Source organism: Prosthecobacter fluviatilis (genome assembly GCF_055388355.1).
The window spans coordinates 5,283,125-5,305,461 of sequence record NZ_AP043782.1; the positions used below are offsets into that span (position 1 = coordinate 5,283,125).

The following is a 22,337-nucleotide window of genomic DNA, read 5'->3' on the forward strand; positions in this document are numbered from 1 at the left end:
CGCTAATTTTGAATTATTTTCTCAGAGCGGGGGTCTAAAAGCATAACAACCACCGCAGGTCATGAACAACCAGCTCCAACTTCCCTTCCAGGGATGGAGACGTGCCGAAGAAAGTTCAAAGCACGGCTCAGGGGGAGGGAAGGCACCAAGGATCGGGCTCGCTTTGTCCAGCGGCGGTGCGCGTGGTCTGGCACATGCCGGGGTGATCCAGGTGCTCGAAGAAGAGGGAATCCCGATCACTGCCATCGCCGGTTGCAGCATGGGGGCGTATGTGGGTTCCCTCTGGGCCGCCGGCCTCAGCGGTGCTGACCTCGAGGAACGAGCACGGGAGATCAAAGACCGCGCCACGCTGAAGTCGCTGATGGATTACATCATTCCTCCTTCGGAAGGGCTGATCCGCGGTGAAAAGCTGCGCAGGCACCTTGAGAGAGATCTGGGTGAAAAGACCTTTGCGGATCTGGACAAGCCCCTGATCGTCATAGCCACAGATCTGGACCGTCTGACTCCGCATGTGTTTGATTCCGGCCGTGTTTCGCATGCGGTGCATGCCAGCTCGGCCATTCCGGCGGTCTGTGCTCCGGTGAGCCTGAACGGCCGGCGCTACACCGATGGCGGTGCTTCCGAGCCCCTTCCGGTGACCATCCTGAAAAAACGCTTCCATCTTGATGCGGTCATCGCGGTGAACGTGATGCCTGCGCCGGATGACTTCGAGTCCAAAAGCGACCGCGGGTTCATGTCCGAGGACAAACCTGCCTTCCAGGTTTTTTCACGCATGTTCCGCACCTTCTGGCAGAAGGTGAACCTGCTCGCCTATGGGAACGTTCTGGACACCTTCCGCCGCGCTCTGATGGCCGCGCAGCTGCACCTCATCGCCAAGGAGGAAGCTGCTGCGGATGTGGTGATCCATCCGCACTTTGTCACCTCGACGTGGCATGACTTTGAAAATTTCGGGCAATATCTGCAGGCCGGTCGTGACGCCGCAACCGCCGCGCTGCCTGCCGTTCGTGCCCTGCTAGAGACAGACACCAACCTCAACCAGGAGACAATCAGCCATGAAATTGCTCCGTCACACACCCGATTGGAACGCCACGCCGCCTGAGGCCTGGCGAGAGTGGCAGCTCACGCAACTGCGTGAGTACCTGAGCCGCCGCGTCGTGCCCTTCAGCGCGCATTACCGCCGCGTTTTTGAAGAGCATTCCATCCAGCCTTCAGACATCAGATCCTATGAGGACTGGAGCCGCGTGCCGTTTACTTCAAAGAAAGATCTCGCCAACCCGCGTGACTTTGTGCTCGTCCCGGATGAAACAGCGCTCCGCCATGAGCCCGGCATGCTGCTGACAGCGCTGCTGCATGGCCGGGCTGCTGCAAAGGAGAAGGCAGAGGCCGAGTTTCGTCCCATCCTGCTCACCAGCACCACGGGGCGCTCCTCGGATCCCGTGCCGTTTCTCTATACCAAGCACGATCTGGAGAACCTTAACATCAGCGGCACGCGGCTGATGCTCGCGGGGCGCTCGCAGCGGGATTTCAAGCACGTCAATCTCTTCCCGTACGCGCCCCATCTTGCGTTCTGGCTGGCGCATCACGCCGGGCTTGGCTTTGGCACATTCATGCTCAGCACCGGCGGCGGCAAAACACTCGGCACCGACGGCAACATCAGGCTCATCGACAAGATCCAGCCGGACATCCTCATCGGCATGCCCACCTTCATCTATCATGTGCTGCGTGAGGCCTATGAAACCGGCAGGCAGTGGCCCAATTTGAAAAGGCTTGTTCTTGGGGGTGAAAAAGTGGCCGATGGTCTGCGGGCGCGTCTTCGGGAGCTGGCCACATTGCTTGGCAGCCCTGACACGCACGTCATGGCCACCTACGGCTTCACGGAGGCGAAGATGGCCTTTCCCGAATGTGTCGGGCAATCCCTTGATGCCAGCGGCTATCACCTGAGCCCTGACCTCGGCCTGGTGGAACTGATCAACCCGGAAACTGGAGATGTTGTTCCCGACGGACATCCGGGTGAAATCGTCTTCACTCCTCTCGATGCGCGTGGCACGGTGGTGGTGCGTTACAGGACGGGAGACATTGCCGAGGGGGGGATGACCTGGGAGAAGTGCCCCAACTGCGGACGCACCTGCCCGCGGCTGCTGGGCCCGATCTCGCGGGTCAGTGAAGTGCGCGAGCTGCATGTGGACAAGCTGAAGGGAACGCTGGTGAACTTCAACCTCCTTGAACACCTGCTGGATGACCAGAAGGGCATCGCCGCCTGGCAGATCGAGCTGCGCAAACGCCACGATGACCCATTGGAAATGGATGAGGTGCATCTGCATGTCACCGCTGAACCCGGTGTGCGAGAGTCCGAACTGGAGCTCGCCGTTTCCCGCCGTTTCCATGAAGCCACGGAGATCACGCCGAACGGTCTCCACTTTCACACACTTGCCGAACTCCGTGATCAACTGGGAGTCGGCCGCCTCCTGAAGGAGGAAAAAATAGTCGATCACCGGCCCAAAAACCAACCTGCCGCCGCCAGTGTGGCACTCAGCTCCTAAAGCCATGAAAACTCCCTCTCTAGTCATTGTATCCGCCGTGCGCACGCCTTTCTCCCGCGCCGGGTCTGATCTCGCCCACCTTGATGCGGTCGAACTGGGCCGCCATGCCGTCTCATCACTGCTCACCCGCACGGGGATCGACCCCATGCTGGTGGATGAAACGATCCTCGGCTGCGTCGGCCAGCCTCCGGAGGCCATGAACATCGCGCGCGTGATCGCGCTGCGTGCCGGGCTTCCGGAAGCAAAGCCGGCCATGACGGTGCACCGCAACTGCGCCTCCGGCCTGGAGGCCATCACACTGGCGCATGCGAAGATGTGCGCGGGTCAGGGCGAGGTCTTTGTGGTGGGCGGGACGGAGAGCATGAGCAACATGCCCTTCTATTTTTCCCGCCCGGCGGTGGAAAAGTTCACCGCGCTGAGCCGTGCGCGAGATTTCGCCGGCCGAGCCAAAGCCGCGCTGCATTTCCGCCCGGCGGATTTTGCGCCCGTGATCGGGCTGAAGGTGGGGCTGACGGATCCGGTTTCGAGCCTGAACATGGGCCAGACCGCCGAGGTGCTGGCGCGTGAGTTTGGCATCTCCCGCGAGATGCAGGACGCCTTTGCCATGAGGAGCCACCTCTGCGCCACCCGTGCCAATCACCTGCTGGGCCAGGAGATCGCGCCGGTGCTGGGCGCGCACATGGTGGAGGCGGACAACGGCATTCGCTCAGACTCCAGCCTGGAAAAGCTGGCCAAACTGAAGCCCCTTTTTGACACCGTGACCGGCAGCGTGACGGCGGGCAATTCCAGCCAGATCACCGACGGGGCCGTGGCTCTGCTGGTAGCGACGGAGGAAGCCGCCGCCGCGCACAACTGGAAGCCGATGGGCCGCCTCGTCAGCTATGCCGCCACCGGGTGTGACCCTGCACGCATGGGACTTGGGCCGGTGCGCGCTGTGGATGCTGCGCTGCACCGCAGCGGCTGGAAGCTGGATGATGCGGATGTGTTCGAGATCAACGAGGCCTTCGCCGCGCAGGTGCTTGCAGTGATGAAATGCCTGGCTGATCCCGCCAGTGCTCGCAGAGCGGGGCTGGAGGCTCCGCTGGGCGAGCTGGACCCCGCGAAGATCAACGCCTGCGGCGGTGCCATCGCGCTGGGGCATCCTGTCGGAGCCACGGGTGCGCGTCTTGTGCAAACTGCGCTGAACCAGCTGCATGCCACCGACACGAAGCGCGCTGTCGTCAGCCTCTGCGTCGGAGGCGGGCAGGGGATGGCGGCGTGCCTCGAAGCCTTGTGAATTTATGTCCGTGAAATCTCATCCAACCCAAAGCCATGAAAACACTCTTTCACAACTGCCCTTCGATCATCCACGATCCTCCCCATGTGCTGGAGGACATCATTCACGGTCATCCGGTGCCGCCGAAGCATTTCCGGCTGGACATTGATCACGACGGAGTCGCCTGGATCACTTTTGACACGCCGAAGTCATCTGCGAATGTCTGGAACGAGGAGACTCTGCGTGAGTTCAACCATCTGCTGGAAGTCATTGAGCATGACACGCGTGTCAAAGCCCTGGTTTTGCGAAGCGCCAAGGAGCGAATTTTCGTCGCGGGTGCTGACATCAAGGCCATTCGCAGCATGCAACCTGTGCGGGTGAATGAGCTCATCTGGCTCGGGCAGGCTGTGTTTGACCGGCTCGCACGTCTGAACAAGCCCAAGGTCGCAGCGATCCACGGCGCCTGCATGGGGGGAGGATTTGAAGTCACTCTTGCCTGTGACTGGCGCATCGCCAGCGACCATGAGAGCACCAAGATCGGCCTGCCGGAGACTCAGCTGGGCATTCTGCCTGCGTGGGGAGGCTCCACGCGGCTGCCGCGCATCATTGGTGTGCGCAAGGCGCTCGATCTCATCACTTCAGGCAAGCTGCTCAATGCCAGTGCCGCCAAACGTGCTGGGCTCATCAGCCATGTGGTGGCGGCAGAGCGTCTGGAGGTTCTTGCCCGGCGTCTGGTGCAGGGCAGGCGTCCGGAACCGATATACCGCTTTGAAAATCTGTTTTCAGCCATCATCGGGCGCATGGCGAAGCGCAAGGTGCTCGAAAAGACCCGCGGGCTTTATCCGTCGATCCTGAAGGCCGTCGAGGTGGTGACGCATGCGGTGCATGGTGAGATTGAAAAAGGACTGCTGCTGGAACGCAACGCCGTGGCTGAACTGATCGAGAATCGCGACTCGGCCCGGCTGATCGATCTTTTTTTCAAGCGCGAAGAAGCCAGCAAACGTGCTGTGACGGGCGGCACAGCGCTGCCTCTCACCGATGCCACTGTCATCGGAGCCGGGGTGATGGGGGCTGGCATCGCGCATACACTCGCTTCGCGAGGCGTCCGTGTTCTCATGACGGACGTCTCCAACGACAGCCTCGCGCGTGGACTGGAACGGATTCATGGCCTCGTTTCAGACGCCACGCGCCGCAGGCTGGTGACTCAGGTGCAAGGCCGTGACACGCTGGACCGGATCAGCACCACGCATGTGAAGGTGCCGCTGAGCCGGCACCACCTCATCATCGAGGCTGCCACGGAAAACATGGAGCTGAAGAAGAAGATCTTTGGCGATCTGGCGGCCCGTGTTTCTGATGACACGATCCTGGCGACAAACACCAGCGCGCTGTCGATCGCGGAACTGGCGCACAGCGTGCCTCATCCGGAGCGCGTGATAGGGCTGCACTTCTTCAATCCGGTGCACCGCATGCCGCTGGTGGAGATCATCACACTTCCTGAAACGTCCGCAGATGTGCTGGCCACGGCGGTGAGCTTTGTGCAGAAGATCGGCAAGACGCCCGTGGTTGTGAAGGACAGCCCCGGATTTCTGGTGAACCGCATCCTGGTGCCTTATCTCATGGAGGCGGTGCGGCTGAACCAGAGCGGGGTGCCGGTGAAGGACATCGACGACGCCATGCTGGAATTTGGCATGCCCATGGGGCCGATGCGCCTGCTGGACGAGATCGGGCTGGATGTGGCGGCGCATGTGGCGCGTACGCTGGCCACCGCCTTTCCAGACCGCTTTCCGAACAGCGATGCGCTCGACAAGATGGTCAGTGCCGGGCAGCTGGGCAAGAAGAGCGGCCAGGGCTTCTACCGATATGAAAAGGGGAAGGAGATCGCGCCTGCGAGACATGCGGACCTGCCGAAGCACGAAAGCATACAGACCAGGCTGGCGCTGCTGATCAGCCAGGAGGCGATGCGCTGCCTCAAAGAGGGAATCGCGCGCAACGCAGATGACATCGATCTGGCCATGGTGCTCGGCACCGGCTACCCGCCGTTCCGCGGCGGCCCCATCACTTTCGCCCGGGATACGGGCATCATTGATTATTGACCCAACCTCAACTGGAGAACCAAGCCATGAAAACCACTCTGGAAGAACCCAAGTCCGAAGCCCGGACCCACATCGACACCTCCCGCATGAATGCGGGGCAGCGTGCCGCACTCGAAATGGCGGAGGCCGCCCGAGATGAACGCCGCAACAACGGAATCGCCGCCGGCATCTTTTTCGGCGAACCGGATTTCAACAAGCTGCTGCCGTTTCCTAAACAAAGCGTCGAGGACCACGATCAGGGAGACGCATTTCTGCACCGGCTCGAAGAGGTGCTGGACAAGCATGCGAACCCTGATGAGATCGACGCGACAGGCGAAATCCCTGAAGTGCTGCTGAGCGAGCTGGCGCGCATTGGCGCCTTTGGCATCAAGATCCCGCTGCGGTACGGAGGTCTGGGACTATCGCAGACGAACTATTCGCGGGCGGCGATGCTGCTGGGCAGCCGCTGCGGCAACCTCGCGGCGCTGCTTTCGGCCCATCAGTCGATCGGGGCGCCGCAGCCGCTGATCCTGTTTGGAACCGAAGAGCAGAGGGCCAAGTATCTGCCGCGCTGTGCCAAAGGTGAGATAAGCGCCTTCGCCCTGACTGAGAACGAAGTGGGCTCTGACCCGGCACGGATGAAGACGGAAGCCAGACTCGATGAGAGCGGTGAAAACTACATCCTCAACGGGGAAAAGCTGTGGTGCACGAACGGCACGAAGGCCGGGCTGATTGTGGTTATGGCGAAAACGCCGACGGCGGAAAAGCCGCATGCCACGACCGCATTCATTGTGGAGACGAGCTGGCCCGGCGTCGAGGTGCTGCACCGCTGCCGCTTCATGGGACTCAAGGCGCTGTACAACGGGGTCATTCATTTTGACAACGTGCAGGTGCCTGTGGCGAATGTGCTGGGCGGAGTGGGTCGAGGGCTGAAGGTGGCGCTGACGACTTTGAACACGGGCCGCATCACGCTGCCCGCCGCCTGCACCGGTTTGTCTCAGCGCTGTCTGGATATCAGCAAACGCTGGGCCCGCTCGCGTGAGCAGTGGGGCCAGCCGATCGGCCGACATGCCGCCGTGGCTGACAAGCTCAGCCGCATGGCCGCCGACACCTTCGCGATGGAGAGCATCGTGCGCTATGTCTCGGCCCTGGTGGACCGTGACAAGCATGCGGACGTGCGGCTTGAGGCTGCCATCGGCAAGCTGTGGGGCAGCGAGAAGTCCTGGCGCATCATGGACGACACGATGCAGATGCGAGGGGGGCGGGGATTTGAGACGGCGGCTTCGCTGAAAGCACGAGGAGAAGTGCCCGAACCGGTTGAGCGGCTGTTCCGTGACTCACGGATCAACACGATCTTTGAAGGCAGCAGCGAGATCATGAGGCTGTTCATCGCGCGCGAGGCGCTGGAGCCCCACCTGAACCTGGGGGCGGATGCGGTGAATCCGACCCTGCCGTGGAAGGTGCGTGCCAAGGCCGCCTTGCGGGCCGCGCGGTTTTACGCCGGGTGGTATCCCAGGAAGTGGCTGCCGCTGGGGGCCGGAGATGTGAAGGAGCTGCTGCACCCGGCTTTGCAGTTTGAGCTGGATGCCATAGCGCGGCAGAGCCGAGTGCTGGCGCGGCGCCTGTTTCTGGCGATGGCGCTGAACGGCCCCAAGCTGGAAAGGCGGCAGGTGCTGCTGGGGCACTTCGTGGATGTGGGGGCCGAACTGTTTGTGTGGGGCTGCACGCTGGCGCATGCGCAAAGCCGGGTGAATGACTCATCCATGCCAGACGTGGAAATCGACCGGCTGGTGAGGCTGGTGCGGTTCTTTGGCCGGATGGCACGTGAGCGCATCGCCAGCAGCTACCGCCATCTGAAAGAGAACCTGGACCAGGAGAGCTGGCAGGTCGCGCAGGAGGTCTGAGCGCATTTTATGCTGGCCTGATGCCTGCTGAAGGGGTTAAAACGTGGCTGGTTTCAAAACCGGCCACGTTCACTTCACCCTCCACACCGCCATGCTTAAAGAATTCAAAGCTTTTATCCTCAAAGGCAATGTCGTTGATCTCTCCACGGGGGTCATCATTGGAGCCGCGTTTGGCACCATCGTCACCGCTTTCACCAAAGGCATCATCGAGCCGATTCTCAAAGCCATAGGCGGCAATCCGAATGTCTCGCTGGGCATCAAGATCGGCGAGTTCATCAATGAAAAGGGGGAGAAAACGGCGAACATGCTCGACATCGGCATGATCATCAATGCGGTGATCGGATTCCTGATCACGTCTGCGGTGATCTTTTTTGTCATCGTGAAGCCGGTGAACACACTCCTGGCCAAAATGAAGAAGGAGGAGGCGGTCGCGCCGCCACCTCCGCCTGCCGCAGACATCGTGCTGCTCACGGAAATCCGAGATCTGCTGAAGAAGTAGGCCTTTAAGGAGACTCTGGCTCCTCGAATCGTTCGACGAAACGCATGGCGTGGTCGATGAAGCGGAGGAGAACGTCGTCGGTGGGGCCGTTTCGGTTTTTGGCGAGGATGAGCATGGCCTCGCCCTTCTTTTTCTCTTCGGCCTCCTCGTCTTCGACCTCCATCTTGGCGCCGGCGTAGTCGGAGCGGGTGAGGAGGCCGACCATGTCGGCGTCCTGCTCGATGGAGCCGGACTCACGAAGGTCAGAGAGAACGGGGCGCTGGCCTTTGCGGGACTCGACGGCGCGGTTGAGCTGGGCGAGAACGATGATGGGGACATTGAGCTCCTTGGCGAGGCCTTTGATACCGGCGGAAATTTCGGCGATTTCAATCTGCCGGTTGTCCTTGGCTCGGCGGCTCTGGGAGGTGACGAGCTGGAGATAGTCGATCATGATCATCTGGATGCCGTGCTGCTTTTTGAGGCGGCGTGATTTGGCGCGCATTTCCATGATGTCGAGGCCTGGGGTCTCATCGATGAAGATGTGGGCTTTCTGCAGGTCGCGGGTGGCCTTGGCCAGGGCATCCTGCTGAGCTCGGGAGAGCAGGCCGCGGGAGAGATCCTGCATGCTGAGGCGCGCCCGGGAGACGAGAAGACGACGGACGAGCATGGTGGCGCTCATTTCCAAGCTGAACACGGCGCAGGGGATGTTGCAGTCCACGGCGATGTGCTCGACGACGTTCATGGCGAAGGAGGTCTTGCCCATGGAGGGACGGGCGGCGATGACGAACATTTCACCGCCCTGGAGGCCGGAGCTCATGGCGTCCAGCTTGCTGTAGCCGGTGGAGAGGCCGCGCAGCTGGCCGGGATGCTCGAGCATGTACTGGATGCTGTCGATGGCATCCATGACATGGGTGGAAAGCGTCTTGATGCCCTCTTTGGCGCCGACGGATTCGCGGACGGCGAGGATGCGCTGCTCGGCGTGGTCGATGAGTGTGTCGATGTTTTCATCCATCTGCTCCTTACCATGCTCATAGGAGTGATGGATGTTGAGGGAGCTGGCATGGATGAGCTCGCGGAGGATGTGCTTATCCAGTACGATCTTCTTATAGTACGGGAAGTGGGAGGGGATGGGGACGAAGGCGAAGAGCTCTGAGATGGCAGCGGCGCCACCGACTTTGTCGAGGAGGTTTTGCTCACGCAGGGCGTGAGTGAGGGTGACGGGGTCGACGGGGAGGTTCTTGTCGTAGAACTCAAGGAGCTTCTCATAGACGGTGCGATTGGCGTCATGATAGAAGGCGAGAGCGGGGAGGTTGACGCGGCAGTCGCTGAGGCGCTCGAGGGGGTCCTGAAGGAGGCAGGAGAGGACGCCTTTCTCAGCTTCGTCACTGAAAGGGAGGGCGCGGTTGAAGGAAGCGAGAAGCTCTTCTGCAGAGGGGACTTCGTTGCGTTTTTTGAAATTCTCCCGCTTTTTGGCAGGCTCGGCACCACTTTTAGGCGGTGTGTCTGATGTCGCGGTGGGAGTGGAATTTTCGGCCATGGAGAGCGGGCAGGATGGAGGGCTGAGGATTTGCGTCAATGACGTGCTCAATCGTGACAAGGCCGAATTTTGCCTGTTTTGGGATGATTTCGGTCGTTTTGAAAAAACCGCGTCAACGACACCCCCTCAGAAATTTGTGTGTGAGATTTTGTGCGACCCAATAATATACTTTTATCAAAAGCTTGATGTGTCTGTGGTTCCTGGTGAAAAATGAACATATCCGGAACGACCGGATCAAACGCCCCTCTCAATAACAACCAATATGCTACTTACAGCCCTCAAACTTAAACTCGCGGCCCTCGTCGCGGTCGCTGGCATCGACACTGCCGAAATGCCCGGAGCATCCAAAGAGTTCACCGACATTCTCACAGCTCTCAAGGCTGATCAGGACAAGGTTCAGGCCAACCCAGGAGCAGGCCCTGACGTGAACAAGTCTTTCAACGACGCCGTGGCGAAAATCCGCGAACTGGCGCAGAAGGATGACAAAGACGCCATCTACGCGCTGGCCCATTGGGGAGTGCTCAGCGGTGCGAACATCAATGAAGTCGCCGCTCTTTTCCGCAAGGCTGCGGACAAAGGACAGATCCTTGCCAAATCCGAACTCGCCCAGGTGCTGATGCAGGCCGGTGCGCAGAACCCGGACGCAGTGAAGGAAGCCATCAAGCTGATCAAGGAAGCTGAAGCCGCAGACAACAAGGTTTCCCGCCGCATGCTGGCCCAGCTGCATCTGCAGGGCGTGACCGAAGGTGACAAAGGCCTCGTGGTGGTGGAGAAGAGCCCGGTGAAAGCCAAGGAGCTTCTGGAAAAGGGTGAGAAAGCCGGTGACGGTGAAGCGACCCTCGGACTGGCCCAGATCTACTCCGCCGGAGTGGAAGGCGTCCCGCAGGACCAGAAGAAGGCTCTTGAGTACCTCATCGAAGCCGGCAAGCAGGGCAGCGCAGTGGCCCTGAGCACCTATGGTGCCCGCCTGCTGAACGGCGACCCTGACACGAAGGAGAGCCCCAAGCTTGTGGCCAAGGACGTGCAGGCTGCACTGAAGATGTTCAACGAGGCTGCTGAAAAGGGCCTTGCTGCTGCGAACCGCATCCTCGGTCAGATCTATGAAAACGGTGTCGGTCAGGACGGCGCTGATGTGAAGCAGGACGTGGTCAAGGCATTCGACTACTACACCAAGGCCGCCAACGGCAACGACCCGCAGGCTCTCTTCCGCCTCGGCAATGCCTTTGAAACGGGCATCATCAAAGACCCGAAAGGCAAGCGTGACGACAAGGACAACATCCTGATCCAGCCCAATCCGAAGAGCGCCCTGGACCTCTACCGCCTCGCCGCCCAGAACAACCTGGCCGAAGCCTTCTACAACGTCGGCGTTTACTATGAAACCGGCACCGTGGTGGACAAAGACCCTGCCAAGGCATTCACCTTCCTGATGAAGGCCGCCACCGCAGGCATCGCCCAGGCCATGAACCGCCTTGCCGGTCTCTATGCCAACGGCACCGGAGTGACCCAGGACGTGGTGGCAGCCGCAGGCTGGTACCAGCGCGCCGCAGACATGGGCTTTGCCCCTGCGCAGATCGCTCTTGGCATCCTCTATGAGCAGGGTGCAGGCGTGCGCCAGAGCCGCATGGTGGCCGCTGGTCACTATGCAGATGCAGCCCAGCAGGGTGTGGCCCTGGCGATGCTTCGCCTGGCCAACCTGTATGCCGTCGGTGTGGTTCCTGGCACCCCAGAACTTCCCCGTGCCTGGGCCTACGCCATGCAGGCTGACGAAGTCGCCCAGAAGAGCGGCAACAAGGCCGACATGGATGTCACCGCAAACGTGATCAAGCAGCTCGAAGCTAAGATGAAGCCCGAGGAAGTCACCGAAGCGAAAAAGATCTATGACAAGCTGCCGAAGCCCCAGGCTGCAGCCGCTCCTGCCGCCGCAACGGTGCAGGATCCCGTCCCCACCAAGAGTGGTGATGCAAAGAAGAAGAAATAGCACTTGTCAAAGCACCGCTCTTTGCTAGTCTCCGGCTCCCCAAATCAGGGGAGCCGGTTTTTTTTAATTCCGGGGCATTAGCTCAGTTGGTAGAGCGCCTGCATGGCATGCAGGAGGTCAGCGGTTCGAACCCGCTATGCTCCACCAAACCGCGTGCCGTTTTTCTGATGGTGAAACCAAAAACCATCGAGCAGTGCCAAAACTGAGGGCCTGCCAGCGAAGCTGCCCTGCACAATCTGCGAGTTTCAATTTTTTGAGGCGGCAGCTCTGACAATCTGTGAGAGTATGCGGCGCGTTGACCCTCTGTGCGCATGAAATGACAGGCCCGAAGAAAATGAAGGAAGTCAGATTGCAGTTAGACACCCGGATTTTTCCGCTCAATATCCTTGCCGTTTCATCGGGGTTTGTTAACAAATCGACCCATAGCAGGCATTTTATATGAAGTTTACCATCAGCAAAGAATCCTTCCTGGATGCTATCAACCAGGTTCAGCATGTGGTCAGTTCGCGCACCACGCTCGCCATTCTCTCCAATGTGCTGCTCAAGGCGAAGGATGGGAGGCTCGAGCTTACCACCACGGACCTTGACGTCGGCGTGACCTGCTCGGTTCCCGCCGAGGTGGATGAGCCTGGCGCCACCACCCTCCCAGCCCGCCGTCTGGCCACGATCGTGCGTGAGCTGCCGGCCGAGGAAATCGAGGTCAAGGTGGACGAAAAGAACGTGGCCTCCATCCGCAGCGGCCCCAGCTATTTCAAGGTGCTCGGCCTGACGAGCGAGGAATTCCCCGCGCTGCCCCGGTTTGATGACGCACGCGAGTTCCGCATCGAGCAGCAGGTGCTGCGCGACTGCCTGCGCAAGACCAGCTATGCCATTTCCACGGATGAGACGCGCTATGTCCTCAACGGCATTTTGTTTGCCTTCAAAGACAATGCCCTGACAATGGTGGCCACGGACGGCCGCCGTCTGGCCATGGTCGAGCAGGAGCTGGAATTTCCGCAGAGCCAGGAGATCGATATCATTGTGCCGACCAAGGCTGTGAATGAGCTTTCCCGTCTGCTGGGAGACTCCGGCGAGGTTGCCATCCGTGTCACCGGCTCGCAGGTGGGTTTTGACCTGGGCGAGAGCCTGCTGGTGAGCAAGCTCATCGACGGCAACTACCCGAACTACCGGCAGGTTATCCCTGGGGAGTCCAAGGAGCGCATTCCTCTGGAGCGCGAGGCTTTCCTGCGTGCCATTTCACGTGTGTCCCTTCTGGTCACTGAAAAGTCGAACTCGATCAAATTTATCTTCACCCCTGGCAGCGTGGAAATCGTCGCCACGTCTCCGGATGTCGGAGAGGCGCGTGAGACGGTGGCCATCAACTACAAGGGGGCTTCGATCACCATCGCGTTTAATCCGGAATTTGCGATGGCACCGCTGCGCAATCTGAGCGCGGATGAAGTGCATCTGCACCTCATTGATGAAATCAGCCCAGGGGTGCTGCGCAGCGGCACCAATTTCCTGTATGTGCTGATGCCCATGCGTGTGAACGCCTGATCCCTCCTCTCTTCAATCAACACGCCATGAAACGCTCTCTGCAGGCATCCTTGCTGATAATGACCGCCGCCGGCTTCACCGCATGCCCTGGCCCCAATCCACCGCCTCCTGGAGGCGGGCGTGGGCGGTCTTTGGATGTGCCACCACGCTATGGCGTCCCGCAGGAGCAGTCTCAGTATTTTGACAAGGTCGATCTGACAGACCCGAACGCTGCAGCGGTGCAGACCCCTGACCCGAATGCCCCTGTGACGGGTGACAACGTCACGGCCCCGCCTACGACAGGAAACACGACGGCCCCGCCTCCTGTTTCTGTGACTCCTCCAGGAAGCACCCCGCCTCCTGCGCCAGCTCCGACAGCACCCGCCGAGATCCCGTTCGCCACGCGCATTGCTGGCAAGCCAGGCTTTGTCAAAAGCCCGTTTGATCCGAATGGGCAGGCGATTGATGTCCGGGACTTCCAGTCTGGCCAAAAAGCACGCTGCCCCTACACTGGGAAAGTGTTCCGTGTGCCCTGAGCCGTCTCCCCGTCCCACCTTATGTTATCTTGGGCGGGGGCTGGTGTGACCTGAGCGGGTGCTTGTGGCCTGATCTCAGGGCTTTAGGATTTGACTCTTTTGCATACCCTTCGTGTCCGTCGAACGTTCCATTGCCATTTTCAGTCCCGGCCTGCTTGGCGGGTCACTGGCCAAAACGATCCAGCAGCGCATGCCCGGAGTGGAGGTGCGTGTCTGGGCGCGGCGTGATGAGGCCGTGGAGGAGGTGAGGCAAGTTCTTCCGGGGGTGATCGCCAGCAAGGACATCTCTGCCGTCATGCAGGGAGTTTCTCTGGCGGTTTTGTGCATGCCGATCCAGCACATGCCAGATATTGCCCGTCAGATGGCGCTGTGTGAGCTTGCCGAGGACTTGATTGTGACAGATGTCGGCAGTGTGAAAGGCGGTGTGGTGAGCGAACTGGAGGCCATTTTTCTGCCCACCAAGGCGGCCTTTCTCGGCAGCCACCCGATGGCGGGCTCGCAGCGCACCGGCCTGGCGAATGCTCGGGGGGATCTTTTTCACCAGGCGGCATGCATTTTGACGCCGACAGCTCACACGAGGCCGGAGCATCTTGCAAGGCTGCGCATGTTTTGGGTCAAACTTGGCTGCCGCATGCAGGAAATGACGCCGCAGCAGCACGACCACTGCGTGGCGCGCGTCTCGCACCTGCCGCACGCCATGGCCGTGCTGACGACGCTGGCGGCCCTGAGCAAGGACACCCGGGTTCTGGACAGCTCTGCCGGCGGTTTTCGTGACACGACCCGTGTGGCGGGGGGGGATCCGGCCATGTGGGCGGGGATTTTCATGCAAAACCGCGCTGAGGTCATGGCTGCCCTGCAAGATGCATCATCTGTCCTGAGAGAGTTTCTTGAAATGCTCGAGAGCATGGACGAAGAAGCCCTCCGCCGCTTTCTCGCGCAGGCCAAAGCCCTGCGCGACCTCCTTCCGGCGGTCTGAAGATCATGGCCAGCCTCACGTCGAAGAAACTCAAAAGTATCCCTGCCGAAATCACCGTCCCTGGTGACAAAAGCATTTCCCACCGTTCCGCGATGTTTGCCGGACTCGCGAAGGGCACCACCATCATTGACGGCTTTCTTCCCAGCGAAGACTGCCTCTGCACGGTGCATGCGATGCAGGCGCTCGGCGCCACGATGGAGCCGCTGGAAGAGGTGGAGGGAGTGGGGCTGGTGAAGCTGGCGATCACTGGCAACGGCATGAAGCTGAAGGCTCCCGAGAAGCCGGTGGACTGTGGCAACTCGGGCACGACCATCCGTTTGCTTTCGGGCATCCTGGCTGGGCAGGACTTCAAAACCGAGCTGTTTGGCGATGCTTCTCTCTCGAAGCGGCCCATGAAGCGTGTTGCGGATCCTCTGGGCCAGATGGGGGCAAAAATCACCGGCCAAGGAGAGAAAATTTGCGCCCCGCTCACCATTGAGGGGTCTGCCTTGAAGTCCATTTACTACAAGCTGCCCGTCGCGAGTGCTCAGGTGAAAAGCGCCATTTTGCTGGCCGGACTCTACGCCGCAGGCAAGACGACGGTCGTGGAGCCGGTGGCTACGCGTAATCACACTGAGCGTCTCTTCTCCCACTTTGGCATCAAATGGCTGCGCGAGGACGACTGTGTCAGCGTCTATGGCGGACAGGAGCCGAAGGCCAACGACATCACCGTGCCGGGGGACATTTCCAGTGCTGCGTTCTGGATGGTGGCTGCCGCTGCCTCGCCGGGCTCCCAGATCACCCTCAAGAATGTGGGTCTCAATCCCACCCGTACCGGAATCATCACCGTGCTGCTGCGCATGGGGGCCCAGGTCACGAATTCTGAGACGCATTCGGAAGGCGAGCCCAGGGGCAACATCACTGTCCGCGGAGGTGATTTGAACGCCACGGTCATTGGCGGGGCGGAAATCCCCAACGTCATTGATGAGCTGCCCATTCTGGCGGTAGCGGCTGCGCTGGCCCGGGGCAAAACGCTGATCCGCGACGCCTCCGAACTGCGGGTAAAGGAGACGGACCGAATCGCGGCGGTGGCCTCCAACCTGCGCCTGATGGGGGTCACAGTGACGGAGCACCCAGATGGCATGGAAATCGAGGGTGGGGCCAAGCTGCATGGAGCCACGCTGCCATGCTACGGAGATCATCGCATCGCCATGGCGTTTCTAGTGGCGGGGATGTTTGCCGAAGGCACCACCACGCTGGAGGGGGCTGAGTGCATCTCCACCTCGTACCCGGGTTTTGAGCGTCATCTGGACCTCTTCCTGAATGGGGACGCCGGTGCACGGCCGATCCCGGTTGTGTCCTCAGTTCCCCAGCCGCTGGTGGACAAAATGAACCGTGACAAATCATGAGCGTGGCAGCTTCTGTGATCACGATAGACGGGCCTGCTGCTTCAGGCAAAAGCAGCATCGCACGTCTTGTCGCGCAGCGGCTTGGCCGGACCTACGTCAACACGGGCAACATGTACCGTGCCATGACCTGGGCGGTGCTGCAGGCTGGAGTGGACCCGAAGAATGCCGATGCGGTGCGTGCTGCTGCGGCTGACGTCGTCATCGAATCGCCCGTTGTGGAAGGGAAAATCCAGATCTGCATTTCCGGGCGGACGCTGACGGATGCGGAGCTCAACAGCGATCTCGTCAATCGTGCGGTTTCACTGATCGCCAGTGTGGGTGAAGTGCGCGACCGCCTTGTGGCTGACCAGCGCGCGCTTGCGGCCACCGGCCCCCTGGTCATGGAGGGGCGGGACATCGGCTCTGTGGTATTTCCTGACAGCCCGCACAAGATCTACATTGATGCGAGCGAAGAGGTGCGCGCGAGCCGTCGTGGAGCACAGGGGCTGACGGATCAGATTGCCGAGCGGGACCGCATGGACAAAGAACGCAAGAACAGCCCGCTTGTGATTCCCGCAGGAGCTATCGTCATCGACAACTCCCACATCACTCTTGAGGAGGCTGTAGATCAGGTGATCGCGGCATTGCAACTGACCTAACCGAGAACGGATGATGAACCTCTCCTACTGGCTCTGTCGTCGCATCTTTCGCGAGCTTGCCCTCGGGTTGTTTGATTACCGGGTGGTGGGTGCTGAGAAACTGCAGTTCTCCGGGCCAGCAATCGTCGCATGCAACCACGTGAGCTTTCTGGATCCTCCGCTTGTGGGAATCGCGTTTGACGAGATGGTTTACTCATTTGCCCGAAAAACGCTTTTTGATCATCCGCTTGCAGGAATGATTTTGCGAAGCTGGCAGGTGATTGCAGTGGACCGTGAGAAGCCTGACGCGGCTTCGCTCAAGGCGACGATACGTCTGCTGCGTGACGGCAAAAAGGTGGTGATGTTTCCTGAAGGCACACGCAGCTACGACGGTGTGCCGCGGGCTGCCGAAGCAGGGGTGGGGCTGTTCATCGCGAAGGGCAATGCACCTGTGCTGCCCGTTCGGCTGTTTGGCACGCATGAGGCTTTTCCGAGAGGGGCCAAGACACTGCGCCCGGCCAAGATCACGCTTGTGGTCGGCGATCTCTGGCAGCCTGATCTGAAAAGCTACAAGGAGTCCGGCAAAGAACTCTACCAGTCCCTTGCAGATGATGTTATGCGCCGGATCGCTGAGCTTAGAGTTTGAGCAGGGCCGAAGTGAATGTGCCTGACAAAAAAACACAGGCACGGAGAGGATCTGAAAACAAAATTCTGATCCATCTCAAAACAAGCAATGTGGAAAGCTAGGGAATGCGTGGTTTTTCAGAATTTCTCCACAGAAATCGTTACAGAAGATTCGTCTTCCGTTTAATCTTATTCGTGTAATGGAACAACGTCTGCTTAAAGTAATTCAAATCATCTCAGTCACTCTGTAATGTCTCCGCTTCGGTCCTTGATCGTGAAAACCGCTCTTCCGATCAAACCTCAACCCTCATCGCTCTCCCAAGCACAGCCCGGGTATGAAGAATTCAGCCCGACGGGTGGACCATGGCTGGTGAAGCAGACTTTCATGCGCGCGGAGACGGTCTGGCTTTCGTCCATGCTGGGTGCTTATTTTCCTTCGCTGCCTCGTGTGCTGGACATGCTCAACGAGGGCACGCAGACGAATGTGATGCTGGGAAGTGCGCCAGGCGAGGGGGTGAGGCAGTACTGCAGCCGAGTTGGTCCGTTGCCGATAGGCATCGCGTGCATCCTAGTATGGAGACTGGCGGTGGAGTTGGAGGCGCTGGAGTCCTTCCTGCCTGAGGCGGTTTCATTTGTCGATCCGCTGAGCTGCCGTGTGGGGCTTTGGCAGCAGGATTTTTTACAGCTGTTTGTGGACCGCTTTGAGACGCGACCCCTCGGGCGTGCAGAGATCGCCTCAAGAGTGTTGCAGGTCTGCGCGATGCTGATCAAAGGCCATCCGACCGAGCCGATCAGCGCGTCAGTGGCGGCCAAAGTGCCTTCGTCATTGCTGACGCATCTCCGGGAGTGGCAGTCTGCGGGAAGCACTTTGCTGACTCTGGGGCAGATCAAAGGGCTGATGCTGATGGCAACTGCGGCTGTGACACGCGGGTTGCGCGGCTCCAACATGATGTCGCAGCTTTTTGCGAATGAGCGCTGGCATCCGCTGCTGCCATTCCAGCGGACCACACCGCATGTGTATGGGCGTGCCGAAGGGTCGCGCATGCCGGTGATCTCCGTCCGACTTTCGAGGCTGCTGGCCCACCGGCACCGGCTGACAGAGATCGAAGTCCTGATGCTGCACAACCGTTTGCGCGAACAGGCTGCGGCAGTGCCGGTGCTGGGGCTGGCGCTGGATCCAGAGCATATTCTGCTGCGCCTGCCCGGGCTGCGGGAAAGTGCGCATGACTCCAAGATGCTGGACATACGCCTGGACAGCCTGCCAGAGTTTACGGTCGCCCTGGAGTCTGCGGCTGAATGCCTGACTTTGGGAAGATCTCCGGTGGTCATCCGGGAGGCCGTGGAACCAGGCAAGCCGTTTTCGGATCTGCGGGGTGACATTGACGAACAGCTCAGCCGCCTCTGGCAAACCTTGCAGGATGGCACGTTCAGCCTTTCCGGCTACAACATGGAGGCCATAGGCAACAGAGAACTGCCGGGGCAGTTTTTCTGCTATCTGGGGACGGCTTTTCAACGTGGTGGGCGGATTCAAAGCACAACGCCGCCGCGCAGCACGGTGGTGGCCCAGCAAGCGCAGCAGACACCGCTGATGTCAGCACCGCAGCGGGAGGTGCAGGCTGCCATGACGGAAGAAAGAGTGAAACCGCTCTCCGTTTTTCCTTTGAACCAATCACCCGATAAGCTACCGCAACACCCTATGAAGATGATTCTTATCACCGCTGGCAGCGGGGGCACCGGCAAAAGCACGATTGCCCGCCTTATTTACGAACTGGCTAATTTTGAAGAGCGCGATGACGTGGCCATGTTTGATTGTGATGCTTTGGGCAACCGTGACTTCCAGAAGATTTCTCCCAACAAGATTGAGTCCATGCCCATCGACAATGTGGATTCCATGCGTCGCATCGTGGAGACGGCGATGGATGGAAAGCTTGTTCTGGCGGATCTGCCGGCGAGCTGTCAGGACATCCTGGGGCGTGATCTGAACCCTGAGATCATCCAAAGTCTGCGTGAGGATGACGGCCTTCACTGGCTGCCCATTCACCCTGTGACCGCCAAGGCCGCGACGCTGCCTGCCATCAAGCAGTGGCGCACCTCCATCTTTGGAGAAGCGCCCTCCATCGTGGTGGTGAGCCTCAAAGACGGTCCGGTTTCCTCCGAACTGCTGGACGAGATCATCCGGCCGCAGGATCTGGTGCTGCGCATGCCGGTGCTGGATCAGAGCCTGGCGGCTGCGCTGGATGCCTCCAACGCCACCTGGATGGACATCCTTGAAGGACGTGTGCAGGACAGCCACCGCATGTTTGGCAACCCGCTGGTGAAGCGCCAGCTGCGCTTCAAGCGCAAGGAGTGTGAAGACGCTCTCTTTCCGCTGCTGCGCCGGATCATCAAGGACCCCAGCTAGGCAGAGCTGCCTGCATACTTTTCGCGATCAGCCCGGTCACAAGCCGGGCTTTTCTTTTGCCTACTCGTCCCGGCATTTCACGTCCTGCAGGTGCAGATCCAGTGCCGTGCCGGACATTTGAATTTCCACCAAGGTCAGAATCAGAGATGCCAGCATGAGCAGCAGGCTGATGCCAAAGGTGATCTGGCCGCCGGGCTGCTGCCCGAAGAAAATCAAGGTCATGCTGGCCACACAGAACATCATGCTCAGCACGCCCATGGATTGCATGTGCTTGATGATGCGGATGCGTTTCCGCAGGCTCCGAATCTGTGCCAGCAGCATGGGCTCCTGAGTTGCCTGCCAGTTGGCATGCAGGCCACGGACGACAGTGGCCAACCCCAGAAAGCGGTTGGTATGCGCCAGCAGAAGAAGCGAGATGGCGGGGAAGAGCAGGGAGGGAGTCGAAAGGGGGAGCTCTGGCAGTGTCATGGCTTTCCCCTTTCAGAGCTTAGATCACCCGGTCATTCCCACCATCCACCGGGATTTGCGCCCCGGTGACTTTGGCGAAGAGGGGGGAGGCCATGGCGGAGACCATGTTGCCGATGTCCTTGGATTTGATCTCCACCTTCATGAGGTTTTTGGTCTTGTACTCCTCAACGGTCATGCCGTAGCGGCTGGCGCTCTTGAGCAGGGCTTCGGGGGTCCAGAGCTTGGTGTCGAACACGGCGTCCGGGTGGACGATGTTGACGCGGATCTTGTGAGGGGCGAGCTCGAGTGCGGCGACGCGGCAGAGCTGGGTGAGGGCGGCCTTGGAGCAGGAGTAGGCGCTGGCGCCGGGGCCGGGGGCTTTGAAGTTGCGGCTGCCGACGAAGATGATGCTGGCATCGATGCCCTGCTTCACATAGGGGATGACCTTGTTCATCAGCTTTTGATGGCTGGTGAGGTTGATCATGAGGGTGCGGTCCCAGTCGCCCTGCGCCATGGTGTCGAGAGGGTCGTTCTTGGGGAAGATGCCGGCGTTGCTGACGACGATGTCGATGCCGCCGAATTCGCGCACGGTGAAGTCGATGGCGTCCTGCACGGGCTGGTCTTCGGTGAGGTTCACGACGATGCCGATGCCGCCGATCTTTTTCATGATGTCGGGGATCTCCTTGTCGATGTCGAGACCGACGACCTGAGCGCCTTGCTCGGCGAGGGATTCTGCGATGGCGAAGCCGATGCCGGCGGCGCAACCGGTGACGAGGGCAACCTTGCCCTGATGCACCTTGCGTGCGGGGCCTTTGCGGAGCTTGGCCTGCTCGAGGTCCCAGTATTCGATTTCGAAGATGTCTTTCTCTGGCAGGGGCTCCCAGCCGCCGACGGATTCACCGAGCTGCACGGTGGCGACGGTGGACTCAGCGATGTCAGCGACGATCTTGGCGTCCTTCAGGGTGTCGCCAAAGCTGACGACTCCCTGGCCCGGCCAGATGGCGAAGCGTGGGGCGGGGTCGAGCATGGTCTGGCCGCTGGCGTGACGGCTAAAGTAAGCGGCGTAGTCGTCTGCGTAGCTCTGCACGCTGGCGTCGAGGTCTTCACCGATGAAGGCGGGGGCGCGCTTGGTGCGGATGCTGTGGTCCGGGGTCAGGGGGCCGCGGGTGCCGAAGGTGGAGACGTTGGCGAGATTGGCATAACCGACGGCTTCGGGGGAGGCATTGAGGCGTGCGATTTGCGGGAAGCCACGGCGCTTGGAGACTGCCTGCCGCAGCTTGGCAAGGGCCATGAGGTCCGTGGAGGCAGCGGCAGTGGCGGCTTTGGCACCTTTTTTGGCGAGGTAGTCTTCCGCCATGGTCACCATTTCGATGTGGAGCTCGTAGCTCTTGCGGGCGTCGTCGTCGAAGGTGAAGAGGCCGTGTTTGAGCAGGACCATGCCCTGGATGCCTTCTTTGCGCAGGTCGCGGCCCGCGATGAGATCGGCGATGGTCTTGGCGAGGATGAAGCCGGGCATCACGTAGGGGACGACGATGACGCGGCTGCCGTAGATTTCCTTCACACGGGCTTCGCCTTCTGAGTTGCAGGTGAGGGCGGAGATGGCGTTGGCGTGGCTATGGTCAACGAACTTGAAGGGGAGGATGGCGTGCAGGATGGCCTCGATGCTAGCTGCAGGCGCATTGGGATTGGTCATGGCGGCGCGCTGCTGCAGGACCATGTCTTCATCGCTCATGGCAGCGAGTTTGGACATTTTGAGGAGGGCGTCCATACGCACGGGGGAGAAGCCGGCACGCTCGATGGTGGCCAGATCCCAGCCGCTGCCTTTGACGTAGCAAAGCTCGACGTCGTCGCCGAAGTAATCCTTTTCCGTGACCTTGACCGAGGTATTGCCGCCGCCGTGGAGGACGAGTGCGGGATTGCGGCCGAGCAGGCGTGAGGTGTAGACGCGTTGTCCGAGCAGATCGGTGCCGAAAGTGGCGGCTTCTTGGTCGTTCCAGAGGGATTGCATGTTGGGGAAAGGGGAGTCCAGACTTGGGGGCTGGAAGAGGGGATGTCAAGAGGGCAGGGGG

At 60.3% G+C, this 22,337-nt stretch carries 17 protein-coding genes and 1 tRNA gene; 15 read left to right on the top strand and 3 right to left on the bottom strand.

Annotation, left to right across the window (positions count from 1 at the left end):
• Nucleotides 1-61: 61 nt before the first annotated feature.
• The 6 genes from ACZ5WW_RS20665 (at nucleotide 62) to mscL (ending at nucleotide 8,270) form a co-directional block, all read left to right on the top strand.
• A complete protein-coding gene (locus ACZ5WW_RS20665) occupies nucleotides 62-1,099 on the top strand; it encodes a patatin-like phospholipase family protein (protein WP_377162400.1) in 1,038 nt (345 codons plus the stop codon).
• Nucleotides 1,053-2,540 (top strand): phenylacetate--CoA ligase family protein, encoded by a 1,488-nt coding sequence (locus ACZ5WW_RS20670; RefSeq protein WP_377162402.1) that lies wholly within the window; start codon nucleotides 1,053-1,055, stop codon nucleotides 2,538-2,540. The genes ACZ5WW_RS20665 and ACZ5WW_RS20670 overlap by 47 nt, the downstream gene beginning before the upstream one ends.
• 4 nt (nucleotides 2,541-2,544) lie before the next feature.
• Nucleotides 2,545-3,816, top strand: coding sequence for a thiolase family protein (locus ACZ5WW_RS20675; protein ID WP_377162404.1), 1,272 nt, complete (start codon nucleotides 2,545-2,547; stop codon nucleotides 3,814-3,816).
• A gap of 35 nt (nucleotides 3,817-3,851) precedes the next feature.
• A complete protein-coding gene (locus ACZ5WW_RS20680) occupies nucleotides 3,852-5,888 on the top strand; it encodes a 3-hydroxyacyl-CoA dehydrogenase NAD-binding domain-containing protein (protein ID WP_377162406.1) in 2,037 nt (678 codons plus the stop codon).
• Nucleotides 5,889-5,914: 26 nt separating this feature from the next.
• Entirely contained in the window at nucleotides 5,915-7,771 is a 1,857-nt protein-coding gene (locus ACZ5WW_RS20685) for an acyl-CoA dehydrogenase family protein (protein WP_377162408.1), read from the top strand.
• A 91-nt stretch (nucleotides 7,772-7,862) separates the two neighbouring features.
• Entirely contained in the window at nucleotides 7,863-8,270 is a 408-nt protein-coding gene (gene mscL, locus ACZ5WW_RS20690; RefSeq protein ID WP_377162410.1) for a large conductance mechanosensitive channel protein MscL, read from the top strand.
• Nucleotides 8,271-8,274: 4 nt separating this feature from the next.
• Here mscL and dnaB read toward each other — a convergent pair whose 3' ends face one another.
• Entirely contained in the window at nucleotides 8,275-9,786 is a 1,512-nt protein-coding gene (gene dnaB / locus ACZ5WW_RS20695) for a replicative DNA helicase (protein ID WP_377162412.1), read from the bottom strand.
• Nucleotides 9,787-10,048: 262 nt separating this feature from the next.
• On the opposite strand from dnaB, the gene ACZ5WW_RS20700 reads away from it, so the two are divergent.
• From ACZ5WW_RS20700 to ACZ5WW_RS20740, 9 genes are all read left to right on the top strand, one after another.
• On the top strand, nucleotides 10,049-11,764 hold the full coding sequence (locus ACZ5WW_RS20700; protein WP_377162414.1) for a tetratricopeptide repeat protein: 1,716 nt from the start codon (nucleotides 10,049-10,051) through the stop codon (nucleotides 11,762-11,764).
• A gap of 71 nt (nucleotides 11,765-11,835) precedes the next feature.
• Nucleotides 11,836-11,911: transfer RNA gene (locus tag ACZ5WW_RS20705), tRNA-Ala, on the top strand.
• A gap of 291 nt (nucleotides 11,912-12,202) precedes the next feature.
• Nucleotides 12,203-13,300 (top strand): DNA polymerase III subunit beta, encoded by a 1,098-nt coding sequence (gene dnaN / locus ACZ5WW_RS20710; protein ID WP_377162415.1) that lies wholly within the window; start codon nucleotides 12,203-12,205, stop codon nucleotides 13,298-13,300.
• A gap of 26 nt (nucleotides 13,301-13,326) precedes the next feature.
• On the top strand, nucleotides 13,327-13,815 hold the full coding sequence (locus ACZ5WW_RS20715; protein ID WP_377162417.1) for a hypothetical protein: 489 nt from the start codon (nucleotides 13,327-13,329) through the stop codon (nucleotides 13,813-13,815).
• Between the two features lie 112 nt (nucleotides 13,816-13,927).
• Nucleotides 13,928-14,791: a prephenate dehydrogenase gene (locus ACZ5WW_RS20720; protein ID WP_377162419.1), complete on the top strand. Its 864-nt coding sequence runs from the start codon at nucleotides 13,928-13,930 to the stop codon at nucleotides 14,789-14,791.
• A 5-nt stretch (nucleotides 14,792-14,796) separates the two neighbouring features.
• Nucleotides 14,797-16,179 carry a 3-phosphoshikimate 1-carboxyvinyltransferase gene (aroA, locus tag ACZ5WW_RS20725; RefSeq protein WP_377162421.1) on the top strand — a complete coding sequence of 461 codons (1,383 nt, stop codon included), beginning with the start codon at nucleotides 14,797-14,799 and terminating at the stop codon, nucleotides 16,177-16,179.
• Entirely contained in the window at nucleotides 16,176-16,817 is a 642-nt protein-coding gene (gene cmk / locus ACZ5WW_RS20730) for a (d)CMP kinase (RefSeq protein WP_377162423.1), read from the top strand. Before aroA ends, cmk begins: the two co-directional genes overlap by 4 nt.
• A gap of 10 nt (nucleotides 16,818-16,827) precedes the next feature.
• Nucleotides 16,828-17,442: a lysophospholipid acyltransferase family protein gene (locus tag ACZ5WW_RS20735; RefSeq protein ID WP_377162425.1), complete on the top strand. Its 615-nt coding sequence runs from the start codon at nucleotides 16,828-16,830 to the stop codon at nucleotides 17,440-17,442.
• 252 nt (nucleotides 17,443-17,694) lie between these two features.
• Nucleotides 17,695-19,821 (top strand): hypothetical protein, encoded by a 2,127-nt coding sequence (locus ACZ5WW_RS20740; RefSeq protein ID WP_377162427.1) that lies wholly within the window; start codon nucleotides 17,695-17,697, stop codon nucleotides 19,819-19,821.
• A gap of 60 nt (nucleotides 19,822-19,881) precedes the next feature.
• On the opposite strand, the gene ACZ5WW_RS20745 is transcribed toward ACZ5WW_RS20740, so the two are convergent.
• Nucleotides 19,882-20,289 (bottom strand): DUF2721 domain-containing protein, encoded by a 408-nt coding sequence (locus tag ACZ5WW_RS20745; RefSeq protein ID WP_377162429.1) that lies wholly within the window; start codon nucleotides 20,287-20,289, stop codon nucleotides 19,882-19,884.
• A gap of 19 nt (nucleotides 20,290-20,308) precedes the next feature.
• Nucleotides 20,309-22,276 carry a bifunctional aldolase/short-chain dehydrogenase gene (locus ACZ5WW_RS20750; RefSeq protein WP_377162431.1) on the bottom strand — a complete coding sequence of 656 codons (1,968 nt, stop codon included), beginning with the start codon at nucleotides 22,274-22,276 and terminating at the stop codon, nucleotides 20,309-20,311.
• Nucleotides 22,277-22,337 lie beyond the last annotated feature (61 nt).

Bases quoted from the DNA above. Each gene is read 5' to 3' on its own strand.
- mscL (WP_377162410.1), top strand. From the start codon at position 7,863: ATGCTTAAAGAATTCAAAGCTTTTATCCTCAAAGGCAATGTCGTTGAT.
- ACZ5WW_RS20750 (WP_377162431.1), bottom strand. From the start codon at position 22,276: ATGCAATCCCTCTGGAACGACCAAGAAGCCGCCACTTTCGGCACCGAT.
- dnaB (WP_377162412.1), bottom strand. From the start codon at position 9,786: ATGGCCGAAAATTCCACTCCCACCGCGACATCAGACACACCGCCTAAA.
- ACZ5WW_RS20670 (WP_377162402.1), top strand. From the start codon at position 1,053: ATGAAATTGCTCCGTCACACACCCGATTGGAACGCCACGCCGCCTGAG.
- ACZ5WW_RS20715 (WP_377162417.1), top strand. From the start codon at position 13,327: ATGAAACGCTCTCTGCAGGCATCCTTGCTGATAATGACCGCCGCCGGC.
- ACZ5WW_RS20675 (WP_377162404.1), top strand. From the start codon at position 2,545: ATGAAAACTCCCTCTCTAGTCATTGTATCCGCCGTGCGCACGCCTTTC.
- ACZ5WW_RS20665 (WP_377162400.1), top strand. From the start codon at position 62: ATGAACAACCAGCTCCAACTTCCCTTCCAGGGATGGAGACGTGCCGAA.
- ACZ5WW_RS20685 (WP_377162408.1), top strand. From the start codon at position 5,915: ATGAAAACCACTCTGGAAGAACCCAAGTCCGAAGCCCGGACCCACATC.
- ACZ5WW_RS20735 (WP_377162425.1), top strand. From the start codon at position 16,828: ATGATGAACCTCTCCTACTGGCTCTGTCGTCGCATCTTTCGCGAGCTT.
- ACZ5WW_RS20680 (WP_377162406.1), top strand. From the start codon at position 3,852: ATGAAAACACTCTTTCACAACTGCCCTTCGATCATCCACGATCCTCCC.
- dnaN (WP_377162415.1), top strand. From the start codon at position 12,203: ATGAAGTTTACCATCAGCAAAGAATCCTTCCTGGATGCTATCAACCAG.
- ACZ5WW_RS20745 (WP_377162429.1), bottom strand. From the start codon at position 20,289: ATGACACTGCCAGAGCTCCCCCTTTCGACTCCCTCCCTGCTCTTCCCC.
- cmk (WP_377162423.1), top strand. From the start codon at position 16,176: ATGAGCGTGGCAGCTTCTGTGATCACGATAGACGGGCCTGCTGCTTCA.
- aroA (WP_377162421.1), top strand. From the start codon at position 14,797: ATGGCCAGCCTCACGTCGAAGAAACTCAAAAGTATCCCTGCCGAAATC.
- ACZ5WW_RS20700 (WP_377162414.1), top strand. From the start codon at position 10,049: ATGCTACTTACAGCCCTCAAACTTAAACTCGCGGCCCTCGTCGCGGTC.